Annotated in this window: 14 protein-coding genes; 4 read left to right on the top strand and 10 right to left on the bottom strand. The window is 71.3% G+C overall.

Translation table 11 applies throughout. From position 1 onward, the window contains the following. Nucleotides 1–5: 5 nt before the first annotated feature. The 8 genes from JQN84_RS02225 to JQN84_RS02190 form a co-directional block, all read right to left on the bottom strand. The gene (locus JQN84_RS02225; RefSeq protein ID WP_204956717.1) at nucleotides 6–635 is read right to left on the bottom strand and encodes a DsbA family oxidoreductase; all 630 of its coding nucleotides are present in this window, start codon (nucleotides 633–635) and stop codon (nucleotides 6–8) included. Further along, nucleotides 632–1,918: a flavin-dependent oxidoreductase gene (locus JQN84_RS02220; protein WP_204956716.1), complete on the bottom strand. Its 1,287-nt coding sequence runs from the start codon at nucleotides 1,916–1,918 to the stop codon at nucleotides 632–634. The genes JQN84_RS02225 and JQN84_RS02220 overlap by 4 nt, the downstream gene beginning before the upstream one ends. Further along, complete coding sequence (locus tag JQN84_RS02215) at nucleotides 1,915–3,102, bottom strand: monodechloroaminopyrrolnitrin synthase PrnB family protein (RefSeq protein ID WP_204956715.1); 1,188 nt, start codon at nucleotides 3,100–3,102, stop codon at nucleotides 1,915–1,917. Before JQN84_RS02215 ends, JQN84_RS02220 begins: the two co-directional genes overlap by 4 nt. 130 nt (nucleotides 3,103–3,232) lie before the next feature. Then, the gene (locus tag JQN84_RS02210; protein WP_204956714.1) at nucleotides 3,233–4,930 is read right to left on the bottom strand and encodes a beta-ketoacyl synthase N-terminal-like domain-containing protein; all 1,698 of its coding nucleotides are present in this window, start codon (nucleotides 4,928–4,930) and stop codon (nucleotides 3,233–3,235) included. Between the two features lie 165 nt (nucleotides 4,931–5,095). After that, entirely contained in the window at nucleotides 5,096–6,019 is a 924-nt protein-coding gene (locus JQN84_RS02205; RefSeq protein ID WP_204956713.1) for an SDR family oxidoreductase, read from the bottom strand. Between the two features lie 197 nt (nucleotides 6,020–6,216). Beyond that, nucleotides 6,217–7,695 (bottom strand): MFS transporter, encoded by a 1,479-nt coding sequence (locus JQN84_RS02200; RefSeq protein WP_204956712.1) that lies wholly within the window; start codon nucleotides 7,693–7,695, stop codon nucleotides 6,217–6,219. Continuing rightward, nucleotides 7,692–9,167, bottom strand: coding sequence for a 4-hydroxyphenylacetate 3-hydroxylase family protein (locus JQN84_RS02195; RefSeq protein WP_204956711.1), 1,476 nt, complete (start codon nucleotides 9,165–9,167; stop codon nucleotides 7,692–7,694). The genes JQN84_RS02200 and JQN84_RS02195 overlap by 4 nt, the downstream gene beginning before the upstream one ends. Nucleotides 9,168–9,236: 69 nt before the next feature. Next, complete coding sequence (locus JQN84_RS02190; protein ID WP_204956710.1) at nucleotides 9,237–10,541, bottom strand: FAD-dependent monooxygenase; 1,305 nt, start codon at nucleotides 10,539–10,541, stop codon at nucleotides 9,237–9,239. A 273-nt stretch (nucleotides 10,542–10,814) separates the two neighbouring features. Between JQN84_RS02190 and JQN84_RS02185 the strand changes: the two genes are divergently transcribed. Continuing rightward, nucleotides 10,815–11,786, top strand: a complete 972-nt coding sequence (locus JQN84_RS02185; RefSeq protein WP_204956709.1) for an AraC family transcriptional regulator — start codon at nucleotides 10,815–10,817, stop codon at nucleotides 11,784–11,786. A gap of 121 nt (nucleotides 11,787–11,907) precedes the next feature. Here JQN84_RS02185 and JQN84_RS02180 read toward each other — a convergent pair whose 3' ends face one another. Next, the gene (locus JQN84_RS02180; protein ID WP_204956708.1) at nucleotides 11,908–13,170 is read right to left on the bottom strand and encodes a DUF6357 family protein; all 1,263 of its coding nucleotides are present in this window, start codon (nucleotides 13,168–13,170) and stop codon (nucleotides 11,908–11,910) included. Between the two features lie 477 nt (nucleotides 13,171–13,647). Between JQN84_RS02180 and JQN84_RS02175 the strand changes: the two genes are divergently transcribed. Continuing rightward, a complete protein-coding gene (locus JQN84_RS02175) occupies nucleotides 13,648–13,932 on the top strand; it encodes a hypothetical protein (RefSeq protein WP_204956707.1) in 285 nt (94 codons plus the stop codon). Nucleotides 13,933–14,158: 226 nt separating this feature from the next. On the opposite strand, the gene JQN84_RS02170 is transcribed toward JQN84_RS02175, so the two are convergent. Continuing rightward, nucleotides 14,159–14,989, bottom strand: a complete 831-nt coding sequence (locus JQN84_RS02170; protein ID WP_204956706.1) for a M23 family metallopeptidase — start codon at nucleotides 14,987–14,989, stop codon at nucleotides 14,159–14,161. A 201-nt stretch (nucleotides 14,990–15,190) separates the two neighbouring features. Here JQN84_RS02170 and JQN84_RS02165 point away from each other — a divergent pair, with 201 nt between their 5' ends. Together JQN84_RS02165 and JQN84_RS02160 are read left to right on the top strand one after the other, a co-directional pair. Continuing rightward, nucleotides 15,191–15,577, top strand: a complete 387-nt coding sequence (locus tag JQN84_RS02165) for a winged helix-turn-helix transcriptional regulator (protein ID WP_204956705.1) — start codon at nucleotides 15,191–15,193, stop codon at nucleotides 15,575–15,577. A 59-nt stretch (nucleotides 15,578–15,636) separates the two neighbouring features. Further along, complete coding sequence (locus JQN84_RS02160) at nucleotides 15,637–16,470, top strand: SDR family NAD(P)-dependent oxidoreductase (RefSeq protein WP_204956704.1); 834 nt, start codon at nucleotides 15,637–15,639, stop codon at nucleotides 16,468–16,470. The last annotated feature ends 54 nt before the right edge of the window (nucleotides 16,471–16,524 follow it).

Raw genomic sequence — 16,524 nt, 5'->3', positions numbered from 1 at the left:
CGGGTTCACCTTCCTTCCGCTGTCTGTCGGAGCGCCGCCAGCAGGCGGTCGCTTTCCTGCGGGCCGTCGAGCCGACGTCGGCCGTCGACCACGACCAGGGGCACCACGGCGGTCTCCCGCCGGGCCCGCCGGACCAACTCCCGTACCTCGTCCGTGCCCGCGTCGGTGGCGAGCAGGTGGGCCGCCCGCCCGGGTGCCATTCCGGCCCGGGTGGCGCGATCGACCAGCACCTCGGGGTCGGACACGTCGACGGCGTCGACGAAGTAGCCCGCGAAGAGCAGTTCCTCCAGCCGTCCCTGGACCTCCTCGCCGTACTCCCGGCCGGCCGACCAGAGCAGCCGGTGGGCGGCCAGGGTGTTGACCGCGTAGCCGGCCTCGTTGGCGAAGGCGATGCCCATGCCGAGGCCGTACCTGGTGACCTCGGCGCTCATCCGGGCCGCCTTCTCCTCGCCGTACTTGCCGGCCAGCCAGGTGAGCATCGGCATCGGCGTGGCGGGGTGTTCGCCGTCGATCTGGTAGGGATGCCGCACGATCCGGACCTCGGGACCGTCGAACTCCCGTACGGCCGCGTCGAGGTGCCGTTTGGTGACGTAGCACCAGGGACACGAGACGTCGAGATAACTGTCCACCCTCACGGCAGCACCACCCGTGCGGCGTCCGGCACGTCGTAGGACGGGCGGTCGTTGACAGTCGTCACGTCGAAGCCGCCCGACCGGGCGTACCGGTCGGAGATCTCGGCCAGCTCACCTGCCGAAATGACCTCGTGCACGTCGGTGAAACCGTCAGGGGCCAGCCGGGCCGCCAGGCTGATGACGAGTTCCGGCCCGAGCTGCCGGTTACGCTCCTGCAGATCCGTGGTGACCGGCCGACGCCGCTGCTCGTACTCGACCAGGGCGGCGACCGGGTCGGCGTGCCGGGCCAGGCAGAACGCCAGCACCCGGGCGTCCACGATCGACTGGGTCGCTCCGTTGGAACCCATCGGGTACATGGCGTGCGCGGCGTCACCGAGCAACGTCACCGGGCCGAAGGTCCACCGGGGCAGCGGGTCGCGGTCCACCATCGGATAGACGAACGCCTCCCCACCGGCCCGGACCAGTTCCGGCACGTCCAGCCAGTCGAAGCGGAGATCGGCGAAGTCGGACAGGAAGGAATCCGGTTCGACCCTCCGGTTCCAGTCCGCCCGGGCCGGCCGGTCCTGTTCGGCTGCCGGCCGGGCCAGTGCCCAGTTCATCAGCACCGGCTGCCCGGGCCCGGCCGGTCGGGACATCGGATACACCACGGCCCGACGTCGCTCGTCCCCGGCGATGATCATCGTGCTGCCGTTGAGGAACGGCGTCCGCCAGGCGGACCCCCGCCACACCAGCAGCCCGTTCCACGGCGGCTCGCCCTCGTCGGGATAGAGCGCGGCGCGGACCGCCGAGTTGATGCCGTCCGCACCGACCATGACGTCGGCGTCGAACTCGCCGACCCCACCGGCGGCCGGATGATCCACGATCACCCGCACCGAGTCGTCCGCCCGGATGTCGAAGTCGCGCACCCGGGCGTCGGCGACCACCGTCTCGTCGCCGAGCCGTCGGCGCACCTCGTCGAGCAGCACCAGCTGCAGCCGCCCCCGGTGGATCGACAACTGCGGCCAGCGGTAGCCGGCGGCCCGCCCGCGCGGTTCGTTCCAGATCAACGATCCGAAGCGGTTGTAGTACGACAGCTCCCCGGTCTGGACCCCGACCGCCGACAACTCGTCGAGCAGCCCCAGCTCGGCGAGTTCACGCACCGCGTTGGGCAGGATGTTCAGGCCGACGCCGAGCGGCCGGATCGCCGGTGCCGCCTCGACGACCCTGATGTCGGTGATCCCCACCGCGTGCAGACTCAGGGCCAGCGTCAGGCCCCCGATGCCGCCACCGGCGATCAGCACCCTCACAGGGCCACCCCGTCCCGCCAACGCTGCTGCGGAATCCTGCGGTCCGGCCCGGCCGGCGCGGTCGGCCGGATCGTCGGCACCTCGGTCGACGGGTTCGGCCGGCGGGCCTGGACCAGGCCGGCGTTCTGCCGGGTCAGATCGATGATCTGCCGGAGCAGGTCGACGCTGGCGCCGCCGCTGCCCACCGGGTAGAGGCGGAGATCGGCCTGGTACGCCTGCCGGGCGATGCCGAGGTGCCGCCCCCGGAACACCACCACCGTCCGCAGCACCCGGGCGAGCGCCTCCGCGCCGCGGCGCAACACCGGCGACTCCCGGCCGGTCGTCGCGCCGTCCAGCCCGCCGTAGGCGTCGACCAGCCGACTCACCACCGACCTGCCCTCGCTCCACCGTGTGTAGTAGCTCCGCCACCGGGGCAGGCTGTAGGGGACCGAGTGGCGGATGAACTCGTCGTACCCGGGTTCGCTGCGGTCGGTCGCCCAGATGACCTGGTCGACCAGCCAGAGCGGCACCTGCGCGGCGGCCGGCCCGAGCAGTTCCCGGCCCGAGACGGTGATCTCCTCGAAGTAGGGGCGGAGCACCCGGGCGAAGAAGACCGGGCTGACGTGCCGCAGCACCAGGTCGATCGAGTCCACCATCGCGTGCAGCCGGACGTTCAACTCGTCCAGCAGCGGGGCGAACTCCGGATCGGTAGGTGCGGTGTCGGCCAGCACGTCACACGTGTTCAGGCCGGTACGCAGATCCGGAAAGACCATCCGCACCGACTCCTGGAGGAACCTCTCCTGCGGGTCCCCGGTGTACATCCGCTGGCGGTGCCCCACCGGGTTCCAGGTGGTGTAGTGGTGCACGGTGTCCCGGGGCACCATGTCGGTCCGCCGGCCGAGTTCCTCCAGCACCGCGGTGACCTCCGGCACCACCGGCAGCGGCTCCACGCCGTGCCGCTTGAGGGAGCCCAGGAACATGCCGAGGTCACGCATCGCCGAGAGGCACTCGTCCAACGAGTACGTGGCGACCTCGTCGAGGCCGGGTATCAGGGCGCGCAGTGCGCCCACTATCGCTGACACGTCGGTCTGCGTGTTCATGGTGCGCAGCCGGAAACAGGCCGAGTCCGCGTTGAGCGGGTCGAGGAGCCTGACGTTTTCGATCCGGGCCAGGCTGGACAGGTCGGTGATCGCTGCGTTCGCCATTGCTCTCTTTCTGAGGGGACGGGACGGGACGGTGGTTGGACAGAGGGGCACGCACCGGGGCGGCAGGAGACGCCAGGGCACAGCCGCGCCCGGTGAGGTGGGTCGGTTCGGTGGCGGCGGTTACCGCCGGTCAGCCACGGAAGGCGTGCTGCGGGCCCGGCGGCACCGCCCAGTGCAGCCAGTGCCGGGAGGTCCGCCACGGGCGCGGAGGCAGCGGCACCAGTCGGCCCGCCGGCCCGAGGTCGGCCGGGTCCGGCACGCTCTCCCCCGGCCCGTCGGCCAGCACCGCGCGCAACTCGCGGATCAGGTCGTCCCGGGTACGGCCCCGCACGACCGTCAGGTGGGCGTAGCGCCGACGCCTGACGTTGGTGCTGTAACAGATGTCCCGCAGGTCGAACGCGGCACCCGCGCCTGCGGGCGCGAGATAGTCCAGGTAGCTGTGGATCAGCTCGGTCAGGCCGGCCGGGGTGCGGGCGCTGAGCACCAGCGGGTACCCCTCGACGCCCGGGTCGGACGCTCCCGTCGGCCGGGTCGTCCCGGCGTCGGGCCGGTCGGTCGCCTGCGCCTCGGCGAGCACCAGGTGGACGTTGGTGCCGGACATGCCCTGCCCGTTGACCGCCACGACTGCCGGCCGGCCACGGTCGGGCAGCGGGGTCGGGGCACCGGGTACGACCAGGGGCACCCGGTCCCAGTCGACGTCGGACCGGGGGTGGCGGAAGTGCAGGCTCGGTGGCACGAGCCGGTGTTCCAGGCAGAGCATCGCCTTGACCAGGCCGGCCAGACCGGCGGCGGCCTCGGTGTGGCCGATGTTCGTCTTGATGGACCCCACCAGACAGGGCTGGCCGGCGGGCCGTCCCTCGGCCAGCACCCCGGTCATCGCGACGAGTTCGGCCGCGTCGATCCGGGTGCCGGTCCCGTGCGCCTCGACGTAGTCGACCTCCGCCGGGCGCACCCCGGCCGCCGCGTACGCCGCGCGCATCGCGGTCGTCTGACCGGTCACCGACGGCGCGGCCAGCTCGGACTTGGCCCGACCGTCGTTGCTCACCGCGCTGCCGAGCAGAACGGCGCGTATCCGGTCGTGGTCGGCGAGCGCGGCGGTGAGCGGTTTGAGCACCACGACCACGACGCCGTCGCTACGGACGAACCCGTCGGCGGTGTCGTCGCCGAACCTGCACCGCCCGCTGCCGGACAACACCCCCGCCTGGCCGAACATCACCGCCGGTGTGGGCGTGAGGACCAGGTTGATCCCGGCGACGACGGCCATCGTGCTCTCACCCGAGCGCAGGCTCTGCGCCGCGAGATGCACCGCCACCCCCGATGACGCCTGGGCGGCGTCCACGGTCAGACTGGGCCCCCGCAGGTCGAAGGCGTACGAGAGCCGACCGGCGGCCATGCTGCGCTGCTGTCCGCCGAGCACGGCGGCCAGGCCGAGCCGGTCGAGTCGGGCGCTCTGGAGATCCCAGTAGTCGGCCTGGCTCTGCCCGACGAACACCGAGGTCCGGCTGCCGGCGAGGTGTTCGGGCAGTTGACCGGCGTCCTCCAGCGCCTCCCACGCGGTCATCAGCAGCATCCGGTGCTGCGGGTCGAGGCTCGCCGCCTCCTCGTCGTCGATGCCGAAGAACTCGGCGTCGAACTCGGCGGCCCCGGTGACGAACCCACCCCAGCGGCTGTTCGTACGGCCCGGTGGCGGCGGCGCCGGAGCGAAGTAGTCGTCGATGCGAAACCGGTCCGCCGGAACCTCATCGATCAGGTCCCGACCGTCGACCAGGTGTTGCCAGAGTTGCGTCGTGCCGTGCGCGCCAGGAAGGCGGCATCCTGCACCGATCACCGCGATCGGCTCCCCCGACTGCCGTCGTGCTGACCACATGTGTTCGAGTCCCTTCCGCAAAGGTCGTACGGCGGATCCCCCGCGCCGTTGCGAGCGGTGGGTCGTCACTGCCTGGGCAGTCCGGCCGGCACACCGGTGTGCCGGCCGGACTGCCCAGGCGACCCCCTAGGAGGGTTCGGTCTGGTTCTCCTGGGCGAACTGCTGCCACGGCTGGGCCGCGACCCACTCGGCGATCGGCCGCGGACCGACGTTCAACGCCTTCGGCAGCGTTGCCGGGTCGAGGTCGAACAGGTCCCGGCCGGCCTCCTGGCCGACCCAGCGGTAGATGCCGGCGACACCGGTGGCGGCCGGCCCGCCCAACGCGAAGGCCAACCCCTCCTGGAAGGCGTCGACCTCCAACGGCAGATAGCTGATCCGCCTGCCGAGCACCCCGGAGAAGATCTCGGCCAGCTCGGGGCCGGTCACCACCTCGCCGCCGCCGAACTGCACCGACCTGCCGACGAGATCCGGCCGGTCCAGGGCGGCCACCATCGCCGCGGCCAGGTCGCCGTGCGACAGCCAGGCCACCCGGCGGTCGGCGGGCAGCGGATAGGCCAGCACGTTCTGGTTGGCCAACGCTCCGCCCACCCCGGGGTTGAACAGGTTCTCCAGGTAGACCGGCGGGCGCAGCACGATCAGCGGAACACCGCTGTCACGCAGGATCGTCTCCGTGGCCCGCCGGGTCTCGTACGCCGGGTACGGCGTCGCCTCGTCCGGGATGCAGGTGTTGGTGTTGAACACGAGCAGCTGCACACCGGCCTGCCGGGCGGCGTCGGCGATGTTGCGCGCGTAGCCGGCGACCGTCTGTGCGTCGTACACCAGCGGGAGGGTGACGGCGGCGTGGGTGACGCCCGTGAACGCCTCGCGCACGGCGGCCGGGTCGGCCAGGTCGCCGGTGACCAGGCTGACCCCCGGCGGGACCGACCCGGTGTCCCGGCGGGCGAAACCGCGCACCGGGTGGCCCCGCTCGGCGAGGGTCCGGGCGACCGCGCCGCCCTGGGCGCCGGTCGCGCCGAACACCAGATACTGCCTGCCCTGCTCTGTGGTCATCATTCAGTTCCTTTGCATCGTGGTAGACAGCGCCGGTGTCCGGGGACGTGGCGCTTCGTGCAGGACCCGTCGGTGCGGGTCCTCGTGCCGGCCGGGTCCGAGCGGGACCGGCCGGCGGACCGGATCGCCTGCCGTCGCGGACCGGCGTGTCCGACGGGCCCTCGCCCCGCCCGCCGGACGCGCGGTCCCGCGACGGCCTACCGTCCGGAGACTGTCGCGGGACCGGGGGTCACCGGCCGGGCCCGACGGAGCCGGACCGCCACCACCGCCGCGACGAGTGCGACCACCGCACCCACCAGGAAGGCCGCCTGGAAGCCGGCGGTGGTCGCCGCCGGGTCCAGCCGGGCCGGATCGTCGCCTGTCACCTGGCTGGTCCGGGCGGCGGCCACCCCGGCCATCACCGCCAGACCGACGACCGCGCCGATCTGTTGGCTCGTGTTGATCAGCCCTGAGGCGAGCCCGACCTCGGCGACCGTCGCCTCGGCCGTCGCCGCGACGTTCGTCGTCACGGTGACCAGCGGCAGCCCGATGCCGAGCAGGACGGTCGGGCCGAGCACGTCGGAGACGAAGTCGCCGTCGTGGGAGAGCCGGGACAGCCAGAGCATGCCCAGGGCGACCAGGACGAAGCCGGCCGTCATCGCGACCTCCAGGCCGAGCCGGGCGATCAGCCGCTCGCACATCCCGGCCACCCCGATCACCACCAGCGACATCGGCAACAGACCGAGCCCACCGCCCAGTGGCGAGTAGCCGAGCACGTCCTGGAGATAGATGCTGACGAAGAAGAACGTCGGGAAGAGGATGAGCTGGGCCAACCCGCCCAGGACGTTGGCGGTGCGCAGCCGACGCCGCCGGAAGACACCCAACGGCACCAACGGGTGGCTGCTGCGCCGTTCGACGACGACGAACGCCAACAGGCACAGCACCGCCAGCACTGCCGCGCCGACCGTACGGCCGGCGAGCCAGCCGAGGTTGCCGGTGGACACCAACGCGTACGCCAGCAGCCCCAGTCCGGCGGTGACGGTGCCGGCGCCGATCGCGTCGAAGGCCCGGCGGTCCCCGGGCTCGTGCATGTCAGGCACCAGCCGGAGGGCCAGGACGACCAGCACCGCCCCGACGAGGACGTTCATGAGGAACGTCGACCGCCACCCGAGCGAGTCGGTCAGCAGTCCGCCCAGCACGGTGCCGACGGCACCCCCGGCACCGGCCATGGCGGCGAAGATGCCCAGGGCGCGATGGCGTTCCGGACCCTCCGGGAAGATGCCCAGCACCAGCGCCAGGGCGGCGGCAGCGGCCAGCGCGGCGGCCAGGCCCTGCATCGCCCGGCCGGCGATCAGCCAGCCGGCCGAGTCCGCGGCCGCGCCCACCGCCGAGCCGACCACGAGGACGACCAGGCCGATGACGAAGACCCGGCGGCGACCGACGTGGTCGGCGCTACGCCCGCCGAGCAGGAGCAGGCCACCGAAGGTGATCAGGTAGGCGTTGGCCACCCAGGACAGCCCGGTGGGTGAGATGTCGAGATCCGCGCCGATCGAGGGAACGGCCACGTTGATGATCGCCGTGTCGAGGATCAGCAGGAACTGGGTGCAGGCGAGCACCGCCAGCGCCCGCCAGCGGTGGGGCACCCCGACGGCACCGGCCGCCGGGGCGCCGCCCGGGGAGACCTTGCGATCGGTCATGAGGCGCCGTACATCGAGTTGTCCAGCTCGTAGCCGTCCAGGCAGGACTGGGCGAGCTGCTCGCACAGGTCCGGCCGGCCGTCGCGGACCACCGCCGGCAGGTAGACGTGCGGTGCGCCGTGGTAGAAGCGCTCGTACTGCTCGTGCCGGGAGGCGAACTCCGAGCCCAACGCGTCCCAGGCGAGCTTGAGCAGCTTGATCCGCGCCTCGGCCGGGTGGCCGGGCGAGCGGACGTACTTGGCGAGCACCGGCCCCAGCTCGGGGTGGAGCAGGTCGTAGCCGGAGGCGGGCAACTGGATCAGTCCGCCGCCGGCGAGCAGCTTGACCTCGGCGACCGCCTTCGGATAGATGTCACCGGCCATGGCCCGGTGCGCGGAGGCGATCTCAGGGTTGATCATGACACCGCCGTCGGACCCGACCGGCACGAACTCCGTCTCGGCCGCGATCAACATCGAGCGGGCGATGTTGACCCAGCTCATCAGGCGACCGATCTGGATCTGCACCGGAGGGAGCTGATAGGTGTTGTTCGCCTTGGCGATGAGGATCGCCAGACCGGTGAGGAACTCCAGCTTCGTCCAGAAGCGGGTGGCCGACTGGTGGACGAAGTTGTTGTACGCCGGCGTCGCCCACCACTGGTGCAGGCTGGCATCCACGTCGCGGTAGACGAGCACCCGCTCCCAGGGCACGAAGACGTCGTCACAGACGAGCAACGAGTCGTTCTCGTCGAACCGGGAGGAGAGCGGGTTGTCGAAGACGCTCCGGGCGCTGGCCTCGTACGAGGTACGCGAGACGAACTTCAACCCGGGGGTGTCGAGGGGGACGGAGAAGCTGAGCGCGTACTCCACATCCTGCGGGGCCAGCGGTTCGATCGTGCCCACCACCACCTCGTCACCGAAGGCCGCGGCCGTGCCGATCATCTTCGCGCCGCGTACCACGATGCCGCCGTCGGTCTCCTTGACCACCCGCAGGTAGAGGTCGTTCTCCTCCTGCTCGGACGCCGACCGGGTCCGGTCGATCTGCGGGTTGGTGATGGTGAACGCCTGGTAGAGGTCACCGGTGGACATCCGCCGGTGGTGCGCCGCGACGTTCTCCCGACCGTCGAACCCGGCACCCGCGAAGACCTCGGGCAGCGCGGCGAACCCGGCGAGCCCGGAGGCCATGTAGTCGGGTGACCGGCCGAGGAACCCGAAGGTCGCCTCGGACCAGATCTTGTGCGCCTTCCGCCTGGCGACCAGGTCCTCGTAGCTGCGGGCGATGTGGAACGCCCGGTGGATCCGCTCGCCCGATCCGGACTCGACCGTCAGGGTCGGGGCGAACCCCGCCTCGTGGGTCAGGTCGTAGAGGTGGGCGATGGACCGGGCCGTGTTGCGGAAGGCGCGGTGCCTGGTGATGTCCTTGACCGGCTCCCCGTCCAGCCAGATCTCCCGGCCGTCGCGGAGGGCGTCAAGGTACTGCTCACCGGTTCGCGTCATGTCTGATCTCCTTGGTTATGGGGTACGGCAGGCGGTCGCCGGCGGGTGGATCGGTGGTCCGGCGAAGGGTCAGGAGCCGGTCTCCTGCGGGGTGGGTCGGCCGGGGCCGGGTCGGCGGCGGACCGAGTAGGACGAGTCGGTGTTGGCCATCGCCACGTCGAAGCCGCCCAGCTCCGCGTAGCGTCGGGAGACCTCGGCCAACTCCCGGTCGAGGGCGCTCGCCGACGGGCCGGGCCGGGTGACGGAGCTGGCCCGGTCCGCCATCGCGACGACCACCTCGGGACCCAACGCGCGGTTGCAGTTCTGGAGCAGGGTCATCCGGTCGAGCCGCTCCCGTTCGTAGGCGGTGAAGGCGGTGTCGACCTCCGGGTGACCGGCCACCGCGGCGGCCAGGGCGCGGGCGTCGACGATCGCCTGGGTGGTGCCGTTGGACCCCATCGGACACATCGCGTGGGCGGCGTCACCGATGAGGGTCACCGGCCCGAACGTCCAGCGGGGCAGCGGATCGCGGTCGACCATGGCCTGTTCGAAGGGGGCCTTGGCGGCGGTGACGAGGGAAGCGACGTCCAGTGGGCCGAAGACCCAGCCGTCCAGCGCGGCCAGCAGTTTCGCCGGGTCCACCACCCGGTCCCACTCCGCCCGGTCGACCACCTCGTCCGGCCCGAAGGTGCGGGCCACCGCCCAGTTGGTGTCGACCAGCCCGGCGGCGTCCGGCCGGGGCGCTATCGGATAGGCGACCACCTTCCACGTACGGTCGCCGCCGATGAACATCGACCGGTTGTCGGCGAACGGCGGGATCTTGGCGATGCCCCGCCACACCACCTGCCGTTGCCACACCGGGGGCCCCTCACCGGGGTAGAGCACGCGACGAACGCCCGAGCGGATGCCGTCCGCGCCGATCAGCGCGTCCGCCTCGGTGGTGGTGGTGCCGCCGGTGCGGTGGGCCAGGTTGACCTGCACCCGGCCGGTGGGCAGCAGCCGGAAGTCGGTGACCCGGGCGTCGGCCCGGACGCGCTGTCCGCCGAGGCGTTCCTCGACGGCGGCGAGGAGCACCATCTGCAACTTCCCACGGTGCACCGACAGCTGCGGCCATCGGTGACCGGCGGCCCGGCCCCGTGGTTCGCGCCAGATCACCTCGCCGTGCCGGCTGAAGTAGACCAGCTCGGTGGTCGAGACGGCGGACGCGCCGACCGCTTCGTCCAGGCCGAGGGCGGCGAGCTCCCGGACGGCGTTGGGCAGGAGGTTGATCCCCGCGCCCAGGGGACGGATCTCGGGGGCGGCGTCGACCAGCCGGATGTCGTCGAGACCGGCCGCGTGCAGGCTCAGGGCCGCGGTCAGGCCGGCAATGCCCGCCCCGGCGATGAGTATCCGCATCGGCGTCCTCTCCATCTCGTCCGTGCCGGACGGCCGGCTGGCGACGCGTCGTCAGGGCAGGCGTGACCGGACGTCGCGAGAGGCATGCGACCGGGTCGAGCCCGCAAAACTCAGCGTTACGCCAGGAAGGCCCCCCGTGCATGGAGCTTGTCCTGAAATCCGCAAGTGGTTTACCGATCGTCGCGGCCAAACGGCCCGCTGTCACCCGCAATATTCATGGAAGACTTAGGTACGATCAATTAAGAACTTTCCGCTTCCACTTAAGGATCGTCCATGAATGATCTTGACGTCTTGGCTGAGCTGCTCAGACCGATACGTCTGGTCAGCGTTTTTCACAGCCGCTGGATCGCACGCGGCCCATGGAACGTCCAAGGCGACGACGACCACTGCGCGGTGATGCACTACGCCCTGCGAAATAGTTGTTACGTCAAACTTCCCGGTCGGCCGCCTATTCTACTGCAACGGGGCGACCTGGCGATCTTTCCCTATGGCACCGCGCACACATTAGGGGACGGATCCCCGACCCCGACCCGGCCGTTACGTAGCGTGCTCCCCGAACGCCGCCTCGGCGAGTCGGCGATTGTCCGGATCGGCGAGGCGGGCCCGGTCACCGAGCTGATGTGCGCCAGCCTCAACTACGACCCGGGCGGCGAGCCCCCGCTGTACCGCTCGCTCCCACCGATCTTCATGCTGGGAAAACCCGAGCTCGACCACGAGCCTCTCCTGCTCCGGACACTGGAGTCACTCGTGGCGGAGACCGAACGCCGCGAACCGGGCAGCCCGCTGGTGACCCTTCGCGCTTTCGAGATGGTCTTCGTGCTCGCGCTCCGAGTGGTGTTGCGCAAGCTGACGGTTGACGCACCGGGGCTACGGGCACTCGGCCACCCCGGCGTCAGCCGTGCCCTGTCGGCCATTTACGGGGAGTTTCAACGACCCTGGACGTTGGACCTGCTGGCCCAGCGCGCGGGCATGTCCAGGTCGAGTTTCGCCAAGACATTCCGGGACCTCGTCGGGGAAGGGCCCGCACTGCATCTCACCCGACGCCGGGTGCAGGAGGCCGTTCAACTGCTCACCTACACCAAAACCCCACTGAGTTCGATACCCGAGATGGTGGGATACAAGAGCACGGTCGGATTTCATCTCGCTTTCCGAAAAATCCTCAATGACACGCCTGGCCGATATCGGGCACATCACGGACTGGGTGGTGGGCCGGGTTGCGGGGTCCCCTGCACCGACGAATCATGACGCGCCGCGATCACAGGCAACGGTGGTATCGCCGACAGCACGGAACCATGTCGATCAATTCCACGCATCGTGAGACGCCGATGTCGAGAACGCAGCGGCGCGGGTGGGTTCCCCTCCGGGACTACCCGTCGTCGCGCCGACGACGCGCCCGCTCGATCTCGGCGACATCCGGCGTCCACGGGCCGTGCCGGTCGAGTGCGGCGCAACCACCACGGACGAAGACCCCGACCAGGGTCCGGTACCCGCCGATCCCGTCGACCAGGCGGTACTCGACCCGGTACTGCGGAGCCGACCCCGCCACCCCGGGCCGCACCGTCGTGATCCGGGCGATGGAGTCGGCATAGAAGTGCAGCTGGATGCCCTCGCCCCGCTCCTCGTCCTCGATGGTGAACACCTCGTTGTCGCCGGCGGAGCGATCGGCGACGAAGTCCCAGAAGGCGGCGGAGGCGGTACGGGGACCGCCCCGCAGCCACGTCTGCGCGTCACCCTTGTCATCGGTGAACGACAGGGCGGTCTTCCGCGCGCCGTCGTCCACCTCCGGGTGTTCGTCGGCAGCCTCGTCGTCGTCCGCCCGGCTGTTCCGGGCGCGGTCCGCGGCCTCCGAGCACATCAGGAAACTCACCGTCCGCACCGCGTCGTCGACGAGATCGGGGTACGCCCGGCGTACGGCCGCGTCGACGGTCGCCGTCATCCGTTCCCAGTCGCGCTTGTCGGTCGCCCGCTTCCCCCGGCGCGGATCGAGGCCGATCCGCATCCCGGCGCACGCCTGCTCCGCGGTGGCGATCACCTGCATGACCTGGGGCAGCAGGGCAGGGTCGACGGCATCGGGCAGCCGCCTGGGCAGCGTCGCGCCGTGCAGGTACTGGCCCGTGAACCGCAGGACCCCCGCATCGAGGGGCCCGAGGACCACCCCGCGCTCGGCGCGACGGCGGGCCGCGTGGTACTCCTGGGCACGGCTCTCGTCCGGTGTCTCCGTCGCGGCCCGCATCGCCGCGTAGACCTGACCGCGCTCCAGGAGGTCGAGGTCGGCCCCATGGGCGACGAGCCGGCTCCGGTCCCATTCGATACGCCGGAAGAGCGCATCGACGTCCGCAGGCGCGGAGAGCAGCACCGGGTCCAGCAGGGCGACGGCGGCGTCCTCGTCGAGCCCACCCCCGGTCCCGGCGGCGTCGCACAGTGGCAGGAGCGCACTGAACAGCAGCAGGTGTCGGGCCAGGTCCTCCCGGATCACCGCGAGATGGGCCGCGCCGATCGGGACCGTAAACGTCCGGGGCTCGTGGTTGACGTCGGCCCCGGCGGCGAGCCTCAGCCTCAGCTCACCGTCCGTACGGATCACCTGCGGAAGCCAGCCGCTGCCACGGCGCGCGAAGACGACGTCTCTCACCGCTCCGACCTCCCGCGCACCGGCAGCGGCCGGACCCGGCCGCTGCGGGCCCAGGGCGTTGCGCGACCCACCCGGCACCCGCTGCTCACGACCACCTGGCGCACTCGGCGTCGCGGCGTGGCCCGGTGCGCACCCGGAAGGCAGCGGTTGGCCCGGCCGGTCCGAAGGTGTTCCGACCAGGGCTGGTCCCCCTGCCTGATCCGGGAGATCACCCCCGCCCGGGGCATGAGCACCACACTCTGCCCCGCCGCCTCGGCGGTGAAGACGAACCGTTTCGGTCCGGGCGCGTACGGGCGGGCCATGGGCGTCCTTCGATCATGGGTGACAGCTCCACCAGGGGGTGGACCAGCGCGGACATGCCTGCGGTCCTGATCATAGGCATGCCCGACCGGCTCGTCCGGTGCTGGTGATCAAGCGCCCACCAGCACCGACGGGGAACCAGAGGTGAGGTGACCGCGCGAAGGGCGGTCCACCCGGTTGATCAGCTCGTCGTGTCAGGCCCGGGGCGAAGGATTCGCGGCCGGCAATGCGCTGGGCCGGGTCGACCACGCGTTCCCGGGTGCCCGGACACTCCCGGCATGGTCGATGCCGCCGACCGCTCCGGCTTTGCCGGCCGACGATCAGAAAGCCGTTGAACAGCAGACCGCCGCCGAGCGGTACCACGACGGCGCGCCCTGGTTCGTCCCGCCGGTGCGGCCGGATCACGTCGCGGGTCAGGGCCGGGAAGAACGCCGCGGACTCGACTGGACCTCGTGGGCCTGAGGGAAGCCATAGACCGGCACGGCGGGCGGCGAGCCCTGGGAGCCGAAAGGCTTCTCAGCAGCCCCATGGCGGTAGCCGATCATGCCCGCACCACCGGAGCGCCGTCCATTGAGGACACTAATGACGCCGGGGTGACGCCCGCCACCCCGTCCACGGCGCACCGCGAACGGCCCCCGGGGGACCCGGGGGTTGGTACGGCCGAGCGACCGGCGGACGCCGGCGGAGATCAACCGATGCCGTCGACCGCCCCCCGGAGCGCGTTGATCGACGGATCCCAGGTGAAGTTCAGCACGGGCAGGCCGGCGGCGGCGGCGTTGCTGTCGCCGCCGAGGACCACCGCCCGCGGCTTGGCGGTGCCCTGCGGGACGACGAGATACCAGCTGCCCCGCACGTTCGCGATGAACACTTCATCAACCTCCTGGTCCGGTGGGTTCGGGTCGGTGGCGTCCCCGACATGGTTCTCGAAGTCGACGGTCGCGCCGAAGTTCGTCGGAGCGCCGGTGTTCAGCCAGAGGCTCGTGTGCACGTGCGGCCCCACGCCGGACTCGCTGCCGTTCGCCGAGGAGCCGGAGTACGCGATCGTCTGGCCCCGGGAGACGCGTTGGCCGGTGGCGACGGCGATCCGCGACAGGTGCAGGTGCCGGGTGTAGTTGCCGTCGTCGTGGGCCATCCCCACCACGCGTCCGGCCGCGGTCGAGGTGTCGGTCTTCACCAGACGGATCGTGCCGTTCGCCGCGGCCACCACGGGGGTCCCCGCGCCGACCGCGTAGTCGGTGCCCGGCTCGCCCGAGGGCGGCGTGCGGCTCCGGTGGTCCTGCCACGAACTGGAGATCCGAACGTTCCCGCACGGCCGCTGATAGTTGCCGGCGGCCCGAGCGGCGTCGGGCAGCACCGCGAAGGCGGCCGACACCCCCGACGCCGCCAACGCCGCGGCCGTGATGAACCCACGTCTGGTGAGCCCCCGCAGGTAGGCGATCCCACCGAGGTCCTCGGGCCGCGGGTCGCCGTGACCAGCATCGCAAGGAGAGCCGGAGCCCGGCTGCCCACTCAGGATCATCAATGCAACCTACGGCCCCGTCCGGCGCGGGGCAAGGTCGTTCTTCGGATACCCGTCACGCCGTGCGCCCACCCTTTCGCCGTGCGCCGCCCCCGCGACCGAGGGGCGGCGGCCTACCCGCACCGCGAAGGAGGGCCTCCTCCCGCTCCGGAGAGTGACCTTAACAACACGATTTTCTCACGCTGCGGGTACTATGCCTGCGTGGGCGTATTCATACGGCCGGGGAACGTCTTCCTGGCGGACTGCCCGGCACGGCTGGCCATCGAGCTGCTGGCGGACAAGTGGTCCGTAGTGGTCATCTACGGGCTCAGTCAGGGTCCCCGGCGGCACAACGAGTTGAAGGCGCTGATCGGTGGCGTGTCGTCCAAGGTGCTCGCCCAGACGATGCGGCGACTACAGCGGCACGGATTGGTCGGGCGCTCGGCGTTGCCCGAGCAGCCGTCAATCACGCAGTACGAGTTGACCCCGCTGGGGCAGACCCTGGTAGAGCCGGTGGAGATGCTGTCTCGCTGGGCCGAGCGACACGGGTCGGACGTGCTGGAGGCCCACGGGGAGCAGACCGACGCCGTCGCGGTTACCTCGGGGTAATCGCGCGCCGTCTACCGTGGAGGAGGCGGATGTGGCAGCGCGATGGGAGAGAGCGGCAGATGGCGGTCGCGTTGGTGACGGGCGGCAATCAAGGGCTGGGCCTGGCCCTGGTGCGGGCGCTGTGCCGGGAGTTGGGGCCCGAGGCGCAGGTCTACCTGACGGCCCGCGACCCGGCGCGTGGTGAGCAGGCGGTGGAGCTGTTGCGTGCCGAGGGTCTCGCCCCGCGGCTGCACCCGCTGGACGTGACGGTGGAGGCCAGCGTCGCGGCGGCGGCCGACATGATTCGCGAGCGGCACGGCGGGCTGGACGTGCTGATCTCCAATGCCGCAGCCCGGATCTCGCGGGAACTGCCCCCCGCCGAGCAGGTGGCCGAGTTCGTGGACACCAACAACCACGGCACATATCGCATGCTGCACCACTTCCTGCCGCTCCTCAACGAGCACGCCCGGCTGCTGGTGGTGGCCAGTTCGTTCGGCTCGCGGCGGCACCTGCCCAGACCGCTGTGGAGCGCCTTCGACACCGACCGGATGAGCCTGGAGGACGTCGAGAACGTGATGGACGAATACGTCCGCCTGGTGCAGAAGGGCGAGGCCGAGGCCCGGGGCTGGCCGAGCTGGATCAACATTCCGTCGAAGGTCGGCCAGGTGGCGTCGGCCCGGGTGGCCGCCCGGATGATGGAGCGCGACCGGCCCGGGCACGACGTCTACGTCGGCGCGGTGTGTCCCGGCCTGGTCGACACCGATGCCTCGCGCCCCTGGTTCGATGACATGTCGTCGGCGCAGAGCCCGGACGAGGCGGCCCGTGACGTCCTCTGGCTGGCCACCCGGCCGGCCGGCAGCACTCCCCCGGCCGGTGAGCTGGTGCAGCACCGGAGGGTCCTGTCCTTCGGATGAGCTGGCCTCGGACGCCGCGACCGGTTGCCGGTCCGGTCGCGGCGCCCGGGCACC

Source organism: Micromonospora humidisoli, assembly GCF_016900955.1.
In the GTDB taxonomy this organism is placed as follows: domain Bacteria; phylum Actinomycetota; class Actinomycetes; order Mycobacteriales; family Micromonosporaceae; genus Micromonospora; species Micromonospora wenchangensis.
Note: the sequence above shows the minus strand (reverse complement) of the source record. Positions and strands in the feature narration are given on the sequence as shown.

Excerpts from the sequence above, each read along its gene's own strand:
- JQN84_RS02215 (WP_204956715.1), bottom strand. The coding sequence starts at position 3,102 with ATGGCGAACGCAGCGATCACCGACCTGTCCAGCCTGGCCCGGATCGAA.
- JQN84_RS02205 (WP_204956713.1), bottom strand. The coding sequence starts at position 6,019 with ATGACCACAGAGCAGGGCAGGCAGTATCTGGTGTTCGGCGCGACCGGC.
- JQN84_RS02200 (WP_204956712.1), bottom strand. The coding sequence starts at position 7,695 with ATGACCGATCGCAAGGTCTCCCCGGGCGGCGCCCCGGCGGCCGGTGCC.
- JQN84_RS02195 (WP_204956711.1), bottom strand. The coding sequence starts at position 9,167 with ATGACGCGAACCGGTGAGCAGTACCTTGACGCCCTCCGCGACGGCCGG.
- JQN84_RS02190 (WP_204956710.1), bottom strand. The coding sequence starts at position 10,541 with ATGCGGATACTCATCGCCGGGGCGGGCATTGCCGGCCTGACCGCGGCC.
- JQN84_RS02185 (WP_204956709.1), top strand. The coding sequence starts at position 10,815 with ATGAATGATCTTGACGTCTTGGCTGAGCTGCTCAGACCGATACGTCTG.
- JQN84_RS02170 (WP_204956706.1), bottom strand. The coding sequence starts at position 14,989 with ATGATCCTGAGTGGGCAGCCGGGCTCCGGCTCTCCTTGCGATGCTGGT.
- JQN84_RS02160 (WP_204956704.1), top strand. The coding sequence starts at position 15,637 with ATGGCGGTCGCGTTGGTGACGGGCGGCAATCAAGGGCTGGGCCTGGCC.